We start from the raw sequence: 14,932 nt of genomic DNA on the forward strand, positions 1-14,932 counted from the left end.
CGGCCCGCATCGCGGGATGCCGGAGCCCCTATGACCGATACCAACAAAGATGCGGCGGACGCGCTCGTGCCGACGCCGACCGAATGTTTCCAGCCGCGCCGTTTTTCGGACTTCGCCACCGTCGGCGAAGCGCTCGACTATGCCGCCAGCGGCAGCCGCGGGCTCAATTTCCACGATCCGCGCGGGAAGCTGGTGCGTCCCTATCCCTATAGCGAGCTGAAGGCCGATGCGATCGCGACCGCCTATCGGCTGATCGCCGCGGGGGTGAAGCCCGGCGACCGCATCGCGCTGATCGCCGAGACCGGCCCCGAATTCGCCGCGCTGTTCTTCGGCACGATCTATGCCGGCTGCCTGGCCGGTGCCGCTGCCGTTGCCGACCAGCTTCGGCGGGCGCGACTCCTATGTCGGCCAGCTTGTCGTCCAGCTGACCAGCTGCGATCCGACGATGCTCTTTTGCCCGCCCGAAATCGCCGCCATGGCGACCGAGGCCGCCGAAAAGCAGAATGTCGTGCCGATGGACTGGAGCGCATTCGAGACGCGCCCCGCGCCGGTGGTCGAGCTGCCCGAGCAGAAGACCGACGAGACCTGCTATCTCCAGTACAGCAGCGGCTCGACGCGCTTCCCGCACGGCGTCGCCGTGACGCATGGCGCCCTGCTCAACAATCTCGCCGCGCACAGCCACGGCATGCATGTGCAGGACAGCGACCGCTGCGTCAGCTGGCTGCCCTGGTATCACGACATGGGCCTCGTCGGCTGCCTGCTGTCCCCGGTCGCCAACCAGGTGTCGGTCGACTATCTGAAGACCGAGGATTTCGCGCGCCGCCCGCTCGCCTGGCTCGACCTGATCAGCCGCAACCAAGGCACGACGCTCAGCTATTCGCCGACCTTCGGCTATGATATCTGCGCGCGCCGCGTGTCGAGCCAGACGCATGTCGCCGACCGCTTCGACCTGTCGCGCTGGCGCGTCGCGGGCAATGGCGCCGACATGATCCGCCCCGACGTGATGCAGCATTTCGTCGATGCCTTTGCCGATGCGGGTTTCAAGGCGAGCGCCTTCCTGCCGAGCTACGGCCTCGCCGAAGCGACGCTCGCGGTGAGCATCATGCCGCCGGGCGAGGGTATCGTCGTCGAACTGGTCGAGGAAACCGAATTGTCGGGCGCCGCGAACGACGCGGGCCGCCCGACGCGCTACCGTGCGATCGTCAACTGCGGCCGCGCCGCGCGCGACATGACCATCGAAGTGCGCGACGAAGCGGGCAACGTCCTGCCCGACCAGACCGTCGGCAAGGTGTGGTGCACCGGCCCGTCGCTGATGACCGGCTATTACCGCGACCCCGAAGCGACCGCCGCCTGCATGAAGGACGGCTGGCTCGACACGGGCGATATGGGTTATTTGTCAGGCGGTTACATCTATATCGTCGGCCGCGCCAAGGACATGATCATCATCAACGGCAAGAATCACTGGCCGCAGGACATCGAGTGGGCGGTCGAACAATTGCCGGGCTTCAAGTCGGGCGACATCGCCGCCTTCGCGATCACCGCGCCGGGCGGTGAAGAGACGCCGGCGGTGCTCGTCCAGTGCCGCACCAGCGACGAGGATGAACGCGCCGCGCTGCGCGAGACGATCCGCGAGCGCGTCCGCGCGATCACCGGCATGAACTGCCTGATCGAGCTGATCCCGCCGCGCACGCTGCCGCGCACCAGCTCGGGCAAGCTCAGCCGGTCGAAGGCGCGCGCCCAATATCTGGCCGGGGAAATCCAACCCTTTGCCATCGCCGCCTGATTTTCGTCCCGCGCCGGGACGAAAAAAGCCGGACGCGCCAGCCGGATAGTTACTTTCGGGTAACCCCATGTCGCTAGACCGGTCCGGTGACCAGGGTGGCGAACGATCCGATACCGACCGACGGGATTCCGGCGCGCGCGCTGCTGGGACTGACGCCGCGCGACACGGAACTCGGCGACTTGCGGCAGCTTCAGCTCGCGCCGCTGCGCGGACACGGCAAGCTGAGGCTCGTTATGGGTCTCGGCATGACGATCGTCGCCGCGCTGACCATGGTGAGCGCGGTGCCGATGACCATCGTCGCGGCCTGGGCCACCGCTGCGATCCTGTTCAGCCTCTGGTCGTGGATGGTCGTCTCGCGCCTGCCGCTCGGCGAAATTCACCATTCGGGCGCCGCCGAATTCAGTCTCTGCAATCGCCACGCCATCTATTCGGCCGCGGTCTGGTCGGCGCCATTCTGGCTTCAGGGCCTGCACCCGTCGCTCGACCATATCCTGTCGATGTGGACCGTCGCGCTGCTGATGATGCTGACGCTGGCGATCGTCGTGCATACGCTGCCGATGGCGTGCCTGCTGTTCATCCTGCCGGTCAGCCTGTCGGCGGCGGTGGCACTCGTCGTGGCAGGGGCGCCTGCGCAGGCCGGAATCGCGGTCGCCGCGGGCGTGCTGCTGTCGGGCTTTTGCATCCGCTTCGCGCAAAGCCATATTCGCTTCCGCCGCTCCGAAGAGGTGCTGCACGAAAAGACCGAGACCGTCAGCCTGTTGCTGCGCGAATTCGAGGAAACCTCGGCCGACTGGCTGTGGCAGACCGACAACAGCCGCCGCCTGGTCCATGTCTCGCCGCGGCTCGCTTTCGCGCTCGGCGCGCCAGCCGAGCAACTCGAGGGCATTCCGCTGCTCCAGGCGCTGTCGGGCGACGCTTGGGCGACCGGCAATTTCCCCAAGAGCCTGCACGAAATGGCCGAGCGGATGAAGCGGCGCGAGAGCTTTTCCAACCTGATCGTGCCGGTCACGATCGACGGCAAGCCGCATTGGTGGGAATTGTCGGCCTCGCCGCGCCTCGACGAAGCGGGCAAGTTCCTGGGCTTTCGCGGCGTCGGATCGGACGTGACCGAACAGCGCGCCTCGGCCGAGCAGATCGCCAAGATGGCACGCTTCGACAATCTGACCGGGTTGCCGAACCGTCTCAGTCTCAATGAGGATCTCCAGCGCGCGCTCACCCATGCGATCGACGCCAAGACGCGCTGCGCGATGCTGATGCTCGACCTCGATCGCTTCAAGGCGGTCAACGACACGCTGGGACATCCGGTCGGCGACAAATTGCTCGCGCAGGTGTCGGCCCGGCTGAAGGGCATGATGGAGCGCGGGATGACCTGCGGCCAGCTGGGCGGCGACGAATTCGCGATCATCCTCCACAATGTGCAGTCCGCCGAAGAAGCCGAGGCGCTCGGCCGAGCGCGTCATCGCCGCGCTCAGCCGCCCCTATGTCGTCGACAACCACCAATTGTTCGTCGGCGCCAGCATCGGTTACGCCATGGGGCCGCAGGACGGAGCGACGGTCGAGACGCTGACCCGCAACGCCGACCTGGCGCTCTATAAATCCAAGGACAAGGGCGGCAATGTCGTCGCCGCCTATGTCGCGTCGCTCCACGCGCAGGCCGAGGAACGGCGCGTGATGGAGCAGGAGCTGCGCGGCGCGCTCGAGCGCGGCGAGTTCGAACTCTATTACCAGCCCGTCGTCACCGCCGACGACGGCACATTGAACGGTTTCGAGGCGCTGATCCGCTGGAACAATCAGAAGCTCGGCAATGTCTCGCCCGGCCGTTTCATCCCGCTCGCCGAGGATAGCCGCCTGATCTCGCCGATCGGCGAATGGGTGCTGCGCACCGCGTGCCACGAGGCGATGCGCTGGCCGTCGAACCTGAAGGTCGCGGTCAACGTCTCCGCCGAACAGCTCACCGACCCGGCCTTCGCCTCGGTCGTCGTCTCGGCGCTGGCGCAGAGCGGGCTGCCACCGCAGCGGCTGGAGATCGAGGTCACCGAAAGCGTCTTCCTGCGCGACGGCGGCGGCGCGGCGCAATTGCTCGACCAGCTCATCGGGCTCGGCATCCGCCTCAGCCTCGATGATTTCGGCACCGGCTATTCGTCGCTCGGATACCTCCGCAAGACGCAATTCTCGACGATCAAGGTCGACCGCAGTTTCGTCGTCGGCGCCGCCAAGGGCGTCACCGAATCGATCGCCATCATCCGCGCCGTCGTCGCGCTCGCCGACAGCCTCGGCATGTCGACCACCGCCGAAGGCGCCGAAACCGAGGTCGAGGTGGAGACGATCCGCAGCCTCGGCTGCCGCAGCATCCAGGGCTATTATTACGGCTAGGCCGATGCCCGCGGCCGACGTGCTGACCTTGTTCCGGCCCGTCGCCGGGCAGGTGACCGCCGCAGCCTGAGCGGCGAAACGAGCCTGTCCATCGACGAATGGATCGGGTTTTCAAAACCTTCCCCGGTTCACCCCGTCCGCGATGCAATTCGTCGCGCCGCGGGTGTTGCGGCGCACAAGTTATGGCAATCAGGCTCCAACGCTTGAACACAAGCCAAACGGGGGTCGCTTTCCATGTCAGCCAGCCGCTTCGCAGCAGCCTTTGCCGCATGTCTGATGACGCTCGCCGCCGCGCTGACCGCTACCCCCGCCGTGGCGCGCGACTATCTGCAATGCGTTCCCTTTGCCCGCGCCGAATCGGGCGTCGAGATCCGCGGCAATGCCGGGACCTGGTGGGCGCAGGCCGAGGGGCAATATGACCGCGGCGGCGAGCCGCGCGAGGGCGCCGTCATGGCCTTCGCCGGCACGCGCGCCATGCCGATCGGCCATGTCGCAGTGGTCAAGAAGATCGTCAGCGACCGCGAAATCCTGATCGACCATGCCAACTGGTCGCCGATCGGCGGCCGCCGTGGCCAGATCGAGCGCGACGTCCGCGTCGTCGATGTCAGCAATGCCGGCGACTGGAGCATGGTCCGCGTCTGGTACGCCCCGATCGGCGACCTCGGCCTGCGCGCCAATCCGGTACAGGGTTTCATCTATCCCGGCCGCGGCGCGACCCCGCGCAAGGCGCCGAGCTTCGAAGCGCCCGTCTGGGCCAGCAACGACTGGAAGCCGGGCAACGACCTCGAACGGATCGTCGCCTCGCTCGGCCAGTAAGCCTTCAAGGGCTTGTTCCCCAATCCAAGTCATTGCGAGCGTAGCGAAGCAATCCAGAGCAGGCGCGAACCGCCCTGGATTGCTTCGCTACGCTCGCAATGACGAAGGAAATTAGTCTTCGGAGTTTTCCGGCTTCGTCTCGTCAGCGGCGATATCCTCGAACCAGGCTTCGACCTCACCCGACAGCTTGATCGTCATCGGCTGTCCGAAGCGGTCCTTCGACTTGCCGGCGGCGACGCGGATCCAGCCTTCGGAAATCGAATATTCCTCGACATCGGTGCGCTCCTTGCCCTTGAAGCGGATGCCGATGCCGCGCTGCAGCACCTCCATGTCGAAATGGGGCGAGCGCGGATTGGTCGACAGATGGTCGGGCGGGGTGTCGGTCATGCTGAAATCTCCAGATTATTGCCCGCGCGGCTAGGCGAGCGGCCCCGCGAAATCAAGCGCCGTCCGCTCTTGCGCTCGGCCCCTGGCGCGGCAATAAGGCATTCGGGTCGCGTATCGGGAACTAAAGTCATGACGATACGCCGGGCGAGCCTCGCCCTTTCCGCCGCGCTGCTGGCGACCGTTGTCTTGCCCGCCTTTGCGACCGAAGCGCCTCCCTGTCCTCCCGATGCCGCAGCGGTCCGTGCGACGAAGCGGTCGCTGATATCGTGCGCGCCGCGGCCGACCGCTTCGAAAAGCTCGATGGCGAAGAGCAGGTGCAGGCGGCACTCGGCGTAATCGACCTGGTCGCGCAATATCGCACCCGGCTATCGGAACGGACCCTTTCCAACACCGAAACCTCGATCTGGATATATTTCCGTAGCGACCGCGAACCCGGCGACGCCGAATATCAGCGGCTGACGAACAGGATGCGCGAATATGCCACGCGCGCCGCGGCGGCCAAGGATATCGACGGCGAGCTTTATTTCCTCGACTTTATGGGCATCGGGCTGGCCTTCGACCAGCGGTTGGGGCACGCACGCCTGCTCCATCGCCGCGCCGCCGAATATGGCAAGCTGGACAGCAGCGCGGCGCGAAGTGCCCGCGTATCGCTCGAAATATATGGCCGCGACCTGCTCGAACAGGGGCGGTACGCCGAGGTCGCCCGCGCGCTCGACGATACCTTTGCCGAGCTCGAGGCCGCCGGAATCCGGAACGACAATTGGGAGTTGCAGCTGCGCTATGCCGAGGCGCTGACGCTCGTGCGCCGCGACGAGGAGTCCGACCGCGTCTTCGACGAACTGCTCGCCATGATGGAGGCTCCCCGTTATTCGGATGGCCAGCGCCAGTTCGCGAACAACCAGATCAGCTATTATCGCAATGTCGCCGGCCGGTTCGCGGCGGCGGAGGGGCCGGGCCGCATCGCGATGACCGAAAGCGAACGGCTCGACGGCCGCGACGACATCGGCACGCAGAAGTCGCGCTATAATTTCGCGCTCGCGCTGCTCGGCCAGGGCAAGGCCGAGGAGGCGCTGCCCTATTTCGAGGAGGCGCTGCCGCTGCAGCTCGCGGTCGAGCGCGGCAGCAACCGGTATGATGCCAAGACCGACACGATCATCCTGCTCACCACGCTCGCCCGCGCGCGCGCGCAGGTGAAGGGGCGCGAGGAGGACGGGCTGGTCGCCGCGATCGACGCCGCCGACCGGCTGCGCGCCAAGCGCGACGCGGGCCTGGCGAGCAACGACGCCAATCCCGCGGTCGCGGCGCTCGCCAAGGCGGTCGCGCGCGGCACCCGCCGCAACCCGCAATCGGGAGCGTTCGACATGGTGATGTTCGCGGGCTGGGCGGCGCGCGGCGGAAAGACCGGCGCGCTGAACCCGGCCTTTCTGGCGGCGCAGGATCTGACGCTGACCGATGCCGGCGATGCGATCAACGAGGCGGCGGCGCGCGCGATCGCGGGCACCGGCCCGCTCGGCGAACTGGTGCGGCAGCGTCAGGATGCCGCGCAGGCGGTCGTGTCGCTGACCCAGCGCTATCGCGACCAGTCGCTCGGCCGCGACGAAGCGAAAGCCGCCGCGCTGCGCGCCGAGCGCGATGCCGCGGCGGCGCGCCTCGCCCCGCTCGACGCCCGCATCGCGGCCGAGTTTCCCGATTATGCGACGCTCGTCGCTCCCAAGGCGGTCGACGTCGCGACCGTACAGGCCCTGCTCGACGCCGACGAGGCGGTGCTGATGCTGCTGCCGTCGGAAGGGCATCACTATGCCTTTGCGATATCGCGGACGGCGGCGCTGTGGCACCGCGTCGACGACGGCGCCGCGCCCATCGCCGCCGACGTTGCGCGGCTCAAATGCCGGATCGACGAGGCGACCTGCTCGCTGCCCGACTATAATGCGCTGCTCGATGCCGAGGCGCGCGGCGACAAGAGCGCGATCGACGAGCGCTATCCGCGCTACGACCGCGCCGCGGCGTGGCGGCTCTACCGGCAACTTGTCGCCCCCGTCGCCGCCGCGCTGCCCGAGAAGGGCCGTATCTACACCGTCGCGAGTGGACCCGTCGCCGGGTTACCGCTTGCCGCGCTCGTTGCGAGCGCGCCCGCGGGCGATCCCGAAAGCGGCGCCGAGGCCGACCTGGCCGCGACCGACTGGCTCGCCTAGCCATTATCGCTTCGTCACCTTGCCTTCGGTCAGCGCACTCGCGCTCGCACGGCGCGACGATACGGCGGCGGCGACCGTGCGCCGCCCCGACCTTGTCGCCTATGGCGCGCCCGTGCTGCGCGGCAGCGGCCAGGCTGCGGCGCGCAGCGCCGACGGCAGCTTGCGCCGACGCGGCGGCATCGGCGTGCGCGGCGGCGGGTTGACGCTCGCCAGCGGGGACAAGACGATGGCCGCGGTCGACAAGCTGCGCAAACTCGATCCGTTGCCCGGCACGGTCACCGAACTCACCAAGCTGTCGGCGGCGATCGCGCGCGGCAGCGGCGTCCGGCTCGGCCGCAACGCGACCGAAACGGCGGTCAAGTCCGACAAGGAACTGCCGCGCGCGGTCGCGGTGGTGTTCGCGACCCACGGCCTGTTGCCCGGCGAGATGGGCACCGGTTCCGAACCCGGCCTCGTCCTGACCCCGCCGGGCAAGGCGAGCGCCGACGACGACGGGCTGCTCACCGCGAGCGAAGCGGCGGCACTGTCGCTGTCGGCGCGCTGGGTGGTGCTGTCGGCGTGCAACACCGCGACGCCGGGTGCCGAGGCGGGGGCGAGCGGCGAATCGCTGTCGAGCCTGGCGCGCAGCTTCCTTTACGCCGGTGCGGGCAATCTGCTCGCGAGCCACTGGCGCGTCGCCGACGACGCGACCGCGGCGCTGACCGTCGAGGCGCTGGCGAACAAGAACGCCACCCCCGCGACCGCGCTGGCGATGGCGATGGAGGCGGTGCGTACCGGCCGACGTGCCGACGGATCGGCAGTCGAGGGCTGGAAACCGCATTGGGCGCATCCGGCGAGCTGGGCGCCCTTCACGCTGGTGACCAACCGCGACCGCTGAATATCCGCAAAGCCGGTCCGGGCCGGAAGAACCGGGCCGCCCCGGCCGTCAGTGCCGCGCCATCTCGCCCAGCGAGCTGTCGAGCTGTTCGGCGGCGGGATAGAGATCGCTTTCCTCGCGCTCGATCCGCATTCCGATCGCATCGAGTATTGCTTCGGTTTCGCGGCAGAAGCCTGGCCAGTCGCCCGCAATCTCCGCTTCGGTCCACCGCGCGTCGTAAGCGACAAAATCTTCGGCGAGATGTCCCATCTCGCCGACGAACTGACGCGCCAGCCGCGACAATTCGGCGTCGCCGCTGGCCTTCAACCGCGGATAGAGAATCCAGTCCTCGCATTTGAGATGCCGCACCAGCGTGTCGCGGAACATGCTGCGCACCGCCGCGAGTTCGGTCGGGCGGGGAAGCTCCGGCGCAGCGAGGAGGTCCATCAGAAAGCCCGAGAGGGTGGTCAGGGCGGCATGTTCGGCGCGCAGCCGCCGCATCTCGTGGACCAAATGCATGGGATCATCCCTGTCGAGTGGTCCCTCATCCACCGCCATAGGGCGTCGCCGTGAAAAGAGGGTTAACCGCAATTTGCCAAGCCCTTGTGTCGCCTTGGGCGCCGCGATCCGCGCTGCGAAACGGGTTGCTAAAGCACCGGCGCAGCCATAGAGTGCTATTGATAATATTTTGCAATAGGCAGGGCCGCCTTTCTTCATGCGACGATCGACCATCCGGGTCTGGTTCCTTGTCCACAAATGGACCAGCATCGTCTGCACCGCCTTCCTGCTGATGCTCTGCATCACCGGCCTGCCGCTGATCTTTCACCACGAAATCGACGAACTGACCGAGGAAGCGCCGCAGTTCGGTCTGCCCGGGGTCGGATCGTCGGGCGAGGCGCCCGGCCTTCGGCCGCTCGACGAGATGCTGGCGAAGGCACTCGCGGCGCGCCCCGGCGAGGTGCCGGTGTTCATGGCGTTCGACAACGACCAGCCGTCGATGACGATCACCACCGCGCCGCGCCCCGATTCGCCCGCCGAGGATATGACGATCCAGCTCTTCGACCGCTCGACCGGCCGGACGACCGGCGAAGAGGACGGCGGCGGCGTGATGCATTTCCTGCTCCAGCTCCACACCGACATGTTCCTCGGCCTGCCCGGCATGTTGTTCCTGGGACTGATGGGGCTGTTCTTCGTAATCGCGATCGTCTCGGGCGTCGTCCTCTACGCGCCCTTCATGAAGAAGCTCGATTTCGGGACGCTTCGGACGTCGCGCAGCTCGGCGCGTCAAATGGCTCGACTATCATAATCTGCTCGGCATCACCGCGCTCGCCTGGATGACCGTCGTCGGCGCGACCGGCGTCATCAACGCGCTCGCGACGCCGATCATCCAGGTCTGGCAAATGAGCGAACTCGCCGAGATGACGCGCGCCTATGACGGAAAGGGCGCGGTGCCGCCCGACCGCTACGGCTCGATCGACAAGGCGATGGCATCGGCGCGCGCCGCGATTCCGGGCAACAATCCGCAGTTCATCGCCTTTCCCGGCGGCGCGTTCAGCAGCAAGCATCATTATGCCGTCTTCTTCCAGGGCGACACGCCGCTGACCGAACGGATGCTGGTGCCGGCGCTGATCGATGCCGAGACCGGCGTCTTCACCGACGCGCGGCCGATGCCCTGGTATGCGCAGGCGCTGCTCTTTTCGCAGCCGCTGCATTTCGGCGACTATGGCGGGCTGCCGCTCAAGATCCTGTGGGCGGTCCTGACGCTGTTCACGATGATCGTCCTCGGGTCGGGCCTCTATCTCTGGCTCGGCAAGCGCCGCTCGGGAACCGATGCGCTGGTCCGCGAGGTCGAGACCGGCGGCACGCTGGCACCGGCCGAATGACGCGGCGCCGGGGCCTTCGCGCGGTCTTCGCCATCCCGCTGCTGCTCGCGCTCGCCAGCATCGCCGGCCTGATCGTCGCGCTCACCGGCGACGGCGTCCGCGACGCCGCGTCGTGGATCGCGCTCGCCATACCCGTTTTCGCCGTGGGCTGGGCGATGAAGACCCGCCGCACCTGAATCCGACGCGCGGCACAGGGCCGCGCCAGAAGGGGAATAAAAGTGAACATTCTCAACGCCCGCGCGATGCTCGGCCTGTCCGCCAGCGCCGCGATGCTCGCCATCGCGGCACCCGCCGCGGCCCAGGACGACGCTGGGAGCGACGAGATCATCGTCACCGCGCAGCGCAACAACCAGACCGAAGTCACCCGCGGCGGCAGCGGCGGCGTGTTCGGCGACAAGGCGGCCGAGGACCTGCCCTTCACGATCAAGAGCTACAACGAGGCGCTGATCCTGAACCAGCAGCCGCAGACATTGGGCCAGCTGCTCGAGAACGACCCGTCGGTGCGCACCGGCTTTGCCTTCGGCAATGCCGCCGAACTGTTCGTCATTCGCGGTTTCGCGCTCGCCGGCGACGATGTCGGGCTCGACGGCCTTTACGGCATCGCGCCGCGCCAGCTGATCGCGCCCGAGCTTTATGACTCGGTACAGGTCATCAACGGGTCGAGCGCCTTCATCAACGGTGCCGCGCCCGGCGGATCGGGCCTCGGCGGCAGCGTCAACCTGCTGCCCAAGCGCGCGAAACGCGACCTGACCCGCGCCACCGTCAACTATACGTCGGATGAGCATTTCGGCGGCAGCTTCGACGCCGCGCGCCGCTTCGGCGACAATGCCGAATGGGGCGTCCGCATCAACGGCGTCGCGCGTACCGGCGATGTGTCGATCGACGGCGAATATCGCAGCGCCTATACGCTCGGCGGCGCGTTCGATTATGATAACGGCCCCTTCCGCCTGTCGCTCGACCTCGCCTATCAGCGCGTCAAGGTGCGCGGACTGCGCCACAAGGTCGCGCTGGCTGCGGGCGTCGCGATCCCCGAGGTGCCCAAGGCCGACGCGAACTATTCGCAACCCTGGACCTACACCGAGATGCGCGACGTCTTCGGCATCCTGAAGGCCGAATATGACATCGCCGACAATGCGATGATCTATGCGAGCTTCGGTGCGCGCGACGGCATGGAGGACGGCATCTATGGCGGCATCACCGTGCTCGACGCCGCGACCGGCGCCGCGAACGGCAATGCGCTCTATGTCCCGCGCACCGACAACAACGAAGCCGCGCAAGCGGGGCTGCGCGTCAAGCTGGGCAGTGCGATCACGCATGAGATCAACTTCGGCGGATCGATGAACTGGCAGGTCAACCGCAACGCCTATGACTTCCTCTATGGCCCGGGTTTCGCGGGTTTCGCGACCAATCTGTACAATGCGGTCGAAGTACCGATCCCGGCGTCGGCGCTGGTCGGCGGCGACCTCGACAATCCGTTTCCGATCAGCCGCACGCGCCTGCTCAGCGCCTTCGCCTCGGACACGATCGGGTTCTGGGACGACCGCGTGCTGCTTACCGCCGGGCTGCGCGTCCAGTCGATCCGGACGAAGAGCTATGACTATTTCGGCGGTGGGCTGACCGGCACCTATGACGAGGATGCGGTGACGCCGGTGTTCGGCCTGGTCGTCAAGCCGGCCGACGGCCTCGCTTTCTACCTCAACCGCATGGAAGGGTTCGAAAAACCCGACGCCGCGCCCGCCGCGGTCGGCGCCTTGCCGGTCACCAACGCTGGCGAGGTCTTCGCGCCGGTGAAGACCAAGCAATATGAATTCGGCGCCAAATACAGCTTCGGCCGCTTCAACGCCTCGCTCGCCGCCTTCCAGATCGACCGTCCGCGCCCCGGCGTCGTGACCGACCCGGCGACGCCCGGCCAAGTCATCTATGGCCTGAACGGCGAACAGCGCAACAAGGGCATCGAACTCAGCTTCGACGGCGAACTGGCGAAGGGGCTGCGCCTCATCGCGGGCGGCTCGATCATCGACGCCAAGCTGCGCCGCACGCTCGACGGGGTGAACCAGGGCAATGACGCGCCGGGCGTCCCCGAATATCTGATCAACGCCAACGTCGAATGGGACCTGCCCTTCGCCCCCGGCCTGACGCTGACCGGGCGCGTTGTCCACACCGGCGAGCAGGCGGCGAACCAGGCGAACACGCTCGAATTGCCGAGCTGGACACGCTTCGACCTCGGCGCGCGCTATGTCGCGGTGGTCGCCGACAAGCCGCTGACGCTCCGCTTCGGCGTCGATAATGTCGCGAACAAGCGCTACTGGGTGTCGGCGTTCGAAATCTTCAGTCCCGACCTGCTGCAGGGCGCGCCGCGCACCTTCAAGGCATCGGCGTCGATCGACTTCTGACCGGCGGCCCTACCGGCGGCTTTTCATCAGGGGCTGGATGCGGGTACCGAACGCCTCCACCCCTTCGATGAAATCGTCGAAGGTCAGTAGGACGCCGCCGGTGTTCGGCACCTCGGCCATCTGGTCAAGCATCAGCGCGATATTTTCATAGCTGCCGACCAAAGTCCCCATGTTGATGTTCACCGCACCCTCGGGCGCGGCGAGCTGGCGGACGTTGGTCGTGGCATTATGCTTGTCGGCGGCGCCCTGATCCATGAGCCACGAGATCGCATCGACATCGACCCCGTCGTTGTACGACTTCCATTTGGCGAAGGCTTCCTCGTCGGTTTCGGCGGCGATGATCATCACCAGCACGAACACCGACACGTCGCGTCCGGTCTTCGCGGTCGCCGCGGCGAGCCGGTCGTTGTTGAAGGCGAAGGCGGTCGGGGTGTTCACCCCCTTGCCGAGGCAGAAGGCATAATCGGCCCACCGGGCGGAGAAGGCGAGCCCCTCGTCCGACGAGCCGGCGCAGATGATCTTCATGTCGCCTTGCGGAGTGGGCCGGACGAGGCAATCGTCCATCGTATAATAGTCACCCTTGAAATCGCTGCGCCCCGTTTCCCACAATTCGCGCAGGATGCGGGCATATTCGTCGAGCATCCGGTAGCGGTTGCGGAAATGTTCGTCGCCGGGCCACAGCCCCATCTGGCTGTATTCGGGGCGCTGCCAGCCGGTGATCAGGTTGAGCCCGAAGCGCCCGTGGCTGATGCTGTCGATCGTGTTGCACATGCGCGCCGCGAACGCCGGCGGGATGACGAGGGTCGGGCAGGTCGCGTAGATCTTGATCTTCTCGGTCACCGCAGCGAGCCCCGCCATCAGCGTGAAACTCTCCAGACCATATTCCCAGAATTCTGTCTTGCCGCCGAAGCCGCGCAGCTTGATCATCGACAGGAGGAAATCGAGCCCGTGGCGCTCGGCCGCCTGTGCGATCGCCTTGTTCAGGTCGAAACTCGGCATGTACTGCGGCGCGTTTTCGCTGATCAGCCAGCCATTGTTGTTGATGGGGACAAAGACGCCGACTTGCATGGGCTTATCTCCTGAGGAAATCGAGGACGACGCGGTTGAAGTTTTCGGGATCGGTGACGTTGCAGGCGTGGCCGCCCCAGTCGAAGAGATGGATTTTCGCCCATTCGACCGGCGCCGCGACATCGAGCGCGCTTGCGAGCGGCACGAGCATATCGTCGCGCGTCGCCATCACCAGCCAGGCCGGCGTCGCGGCCAGGTCGATCAGTTCGGGTCGATAGGCACGCACCGCCGCGATGCGCTTCTCGACCGTCGCCGCCCCGGGGAAATGCGCCAGCTGCTGCGCCGCCTCGGCCACGAGGTCGGCGTCATGCGCCGAAATCCAGTCGGGCGGATAGAGGAACAGCGGCTGCGCATGGAGGAAAGCCTCGGGCCCGCTGTCCCTGAGCAGGTGGAGCCGCGTGTCGAAGCAGCGCGCCGTGTGCGGGTCGAGCGTGCGCCAGCCGTTGACCACGACGAGCCGCTCGATCCGCGTCGTCATGATCGCCAGTTCGATCCCGATCATCCCGCCGAGCGCATGGCCGATGAAGCCGGCTTCGCCGATCCCCAGCGCATCCATCAGCGCGACGACATCGGCGGCCATATCCTCGACCGACGTCTCCGCGGGCAGCGCGCGGTCGCTGCGCCCCGTGCCGCGATGATCATAGGAAATGACGCGGAAATGTTCCGCGAAGGCCGCAAGGTTAGGCGCCCAGTAACTCGCCGATCCGCCCAGCCCCGACGACAGGATCAGCGGCGGCGCGTCCTCCGGCCCGTGGGTTTCATAATAGAGGCCCGCCGCCTCAGCCAATGTGCGCGACGCTCGCGATCTCGACGAGGCAGTCGGGCTTCACCAGTTCGGCCTTGATGCAGTAGCGCGCGGGCTTCGCACCGGGGAAATATTCGGCATAGACGGCGTTGAACGCCGCATAGTCGGCGAAATCCTTGAGGAAGATATGGTTCATCGCGACGTCCTCCAGCGTCGCGCCCGCGGCTTCCAGCGTGATCCGGATGACGTCCAGCACGTGCCGCGTCTGCGCCGCCGCGTCGCCGACGTGCAGCACCGCACCGCCCTCGCCGAGCGCCAGCACGCCCGAGACATAGACCGTGTTTCCCGCCTTCGCGCCCGCCGAATAGGGCGCGATCGGGGCCGGGAATTGCGGCGGGTTGATCGGTTCGAAGGGCATCGGATCATTCTTTCTTTT

General features: G+C 66.9%; 13 protein-coding genes and 2 pseudogenes. 10 read left to right on the forward strand and 5 right to left on the reverse strand.

Annotated elements, in window-relative coordinates:
- Positions 1 to 30 precede the first annotated feature (30 nt).
- From N0A20_RS20880 to N0A20_RS19085, 4 genes and pseudogenes are all read left to right on the forward strand, one after another.
- Positions 31 to 294, forward strand: a pseudogene (locus N0A20_RS20880) (fatty acyl-AMP ligase); the annotation flags it as partial.
- A gap of 46 nt (positions 295 to 340) precedes the next feature.
- The gene (locus N0A20_RS19075; RefSeq protein WP_409574699.1) at positions 341 to 1,783 is read left to right on the forward strand and encodes a fatty acyl-AMP ligase; all 1,443 of its coding nucleotides are present in this window, start codon (positions 341 to 343) and stop codon (positions 1,781 to 1,783) included.
- 821 nt (positions 1,784 to 2,604) lie between these two features.
- Positions 2,605 to 4,153, forward strand: a pseudogene (locus tag N0A20_RS20885) (diguanylate cyclase domain-containing protein); the annotation flags it as partial.
- Between the two features lie 237 nt (positions 4,154 to 4,390).
- Positions 4,391 to 4,972 (forward strand): CHAP domain-containing protein, encoded by a 582-nt coding sequence (locus N0A20_RS19085; RefSeq protein ID WP_260581840.1) that lies wholly within the window; start codon positions 4,391 to 4,393, stop codon positions 4,970 to 4,972.
- Positions 4,973 to 5,083: 111 nt separating this feature from the next.
- Here N0A20_RS19085 and N0A20_RS19090 read toward each other — a convergent pair whose 3' ends face one another.
- Positions 5,084 to 5,359 (reverse strand): DUF3297 family protein, encoded by a 276-nt coding sequence (locus N0A20_RS19090; protein ID WP_260581841.1) that lies wholly within the window; start codon positions 5,357 to 5,359, stop codon positions 5,084 to 5,086.
- A 266-nt stretch (positions 5,360 to 5,625) separates the two neighbouring features.
- Between N0A20_RS19090 and N0A20_RS19095 the strand changes: the two genes are divergently transcribed.
- Complete coding sequence (locus tag N0A20_RS19095; protein ID WP_260581842.1) at positions 5,626 to 7,551, forward strand: hypothetical protein; 1,926 nt, start codon at positions 5,626 to 5,628, stop codon at positions 7,549 to 7,551.
- A gap of 19 nt (positions 7,552 to 7,570) precedes the next feature.
- Entirely contained in the window at positions 7,571 to 8,428 is an 858-nt protein-coding gene (locus tag N0A20_RS19100; protein WP_409574700.1) for a CHAT domain-containing protein, read from the forward strand.
- 48 nt (positions 8,429 to 8,476) lie between these two features.
- On the opposite strand, the gene N0A20_RS19105 is transcribed toward N0A20_RS19100, so the two are convergent.
- Entirely contained in the window at positions 8,477 to 8,926 is a 450-nt protein-coding gene (locus tag N0A20_RS19105) for a hemerythrin domain-containing protein (RefSeq protein ID WP_260581844.1), read from the reverse strand.
- A gap of 196 nt (positions 8,927 to 9,122) precedes the next feature.
- Here N0A20_RS19105 and N0A20_RS19110 point away from each other — a divergent pair, with 196 nt between their 5' ends.
- The 4 genes from N0A20_RS19110 to N0A20_RS19125 are packed head-to-tail and all read left to right on the forward strand — an operon-like array spanning position 9,123 to position 12,683.
- A complete protein-coding gene (locus N0A20_RS19110; RefSeq protein WP_260581845.1) occupies positions 9,123 to 9,713 on the forward strand; it encodes a PepSY domain-containing protein in 591 nt (196 codons plus the stop codon).
- A 10-nt stretch (positions 9,714 to 9,723) separates the two neighbouring features.
- Positions 9,724 to 10,290: a PepSY domain-containing protein gene (locus tag N0A20_RS19115; RefSeq protein WP_260583961.1), complete on the forward strand. Its 567-nt coding sequence runs from the start codon at positions 9,724 to 9,726 to the stop codon at positions 10,288 to 10,290.
- On the forward strand, positions 10,287 to 10,466 hold the full coding sequence (locus tag N0A20_RS19120) for a hypothetical protein (protein ID WP_260581846.1): 180 nt from the start codon (positions 10,287 to 10,289) through the stop codon (positions 10,464 to 10,466). Before N0A20_RS19115 ends, N0A20_RS19120 begins: the two co-directional genes overlap by 4 nt.
- 42 nt (positions 10,467 to 10,508) lie before the next feature.
- Complete coding sequence (locus N0A20_RS19125; protein ID WP_312846576.1) at positions 10,509 to 12,683, forward strand: TonB-dependent receptor; 2,175 nt, start codon at positions 10,509 to 10,511, stop codon at positions 12,681 to 12,683.
- A gap of 9 nt (positions 12,684 to 12,692) precedes the next feature.
- Here N0A20_RS19125 and rutA read toward each other — a convergent pair whose 3' ends face one another.
- Genes rutA through rutC form a run of 3 tightly spaced genes read right to left on the reverse strand, consistent with a single transcriptional unit; the run spans position 12,693 to position 14,914 of the window.
- The gene (gene rutA / locus N0A20_RS19130) at positions 12,693 to 13,751 is read right to left on the reverse strand and encodes a pyrimidine utilization protein A (RefSeq protein WP_260581847.1); all 1,059 of its coding nucleotides are present in this window, start codon (positions 13,749 to 13,751) and stop codon (positions 12,693 to 12,695) included.
- Between the two features lie 4 nt (positions 13,752 to 13,755).
- A complete protein-coding gene (rutD, locus tag N0A20_RS19135) occupies positions 13,756 to 14,538 on the reverse strand; it encodes a pyrimidine utilization protein D (RefSeq protein ID WP_260581848.1) in 783 nt (260 codons plus the stop codon).
- The gene (rutC, locus tag N0A20_RS19140; RefSeq protein ID WP_260581849.1) at positions 14,531 to 14,914 is read right to left on the reverse strand and encodes a pyrimidine utilization protein C; all 384 of its coding nucleotides are present in this window, start codon (positions 14,912 to 14,914) and stop codon (positions 14,531 to 14,533) included. The genes rutD and rutC overlap by 8 nt, the downstream gene beginning before the upstream one ends.
- Positions 14,915 to 14,932: the final 18 nt, after the last annotated feature.

The sequence above is a fragment of the Sphingopyxis sp. PET50 genome (genome assembly GCF_025244705.1).
Lineage (GTDB): Bacteria > Pseudomonadota > Alphaproteobacteria > Sphingomonadales > Sphingomonadaceae > Sphingopyxis.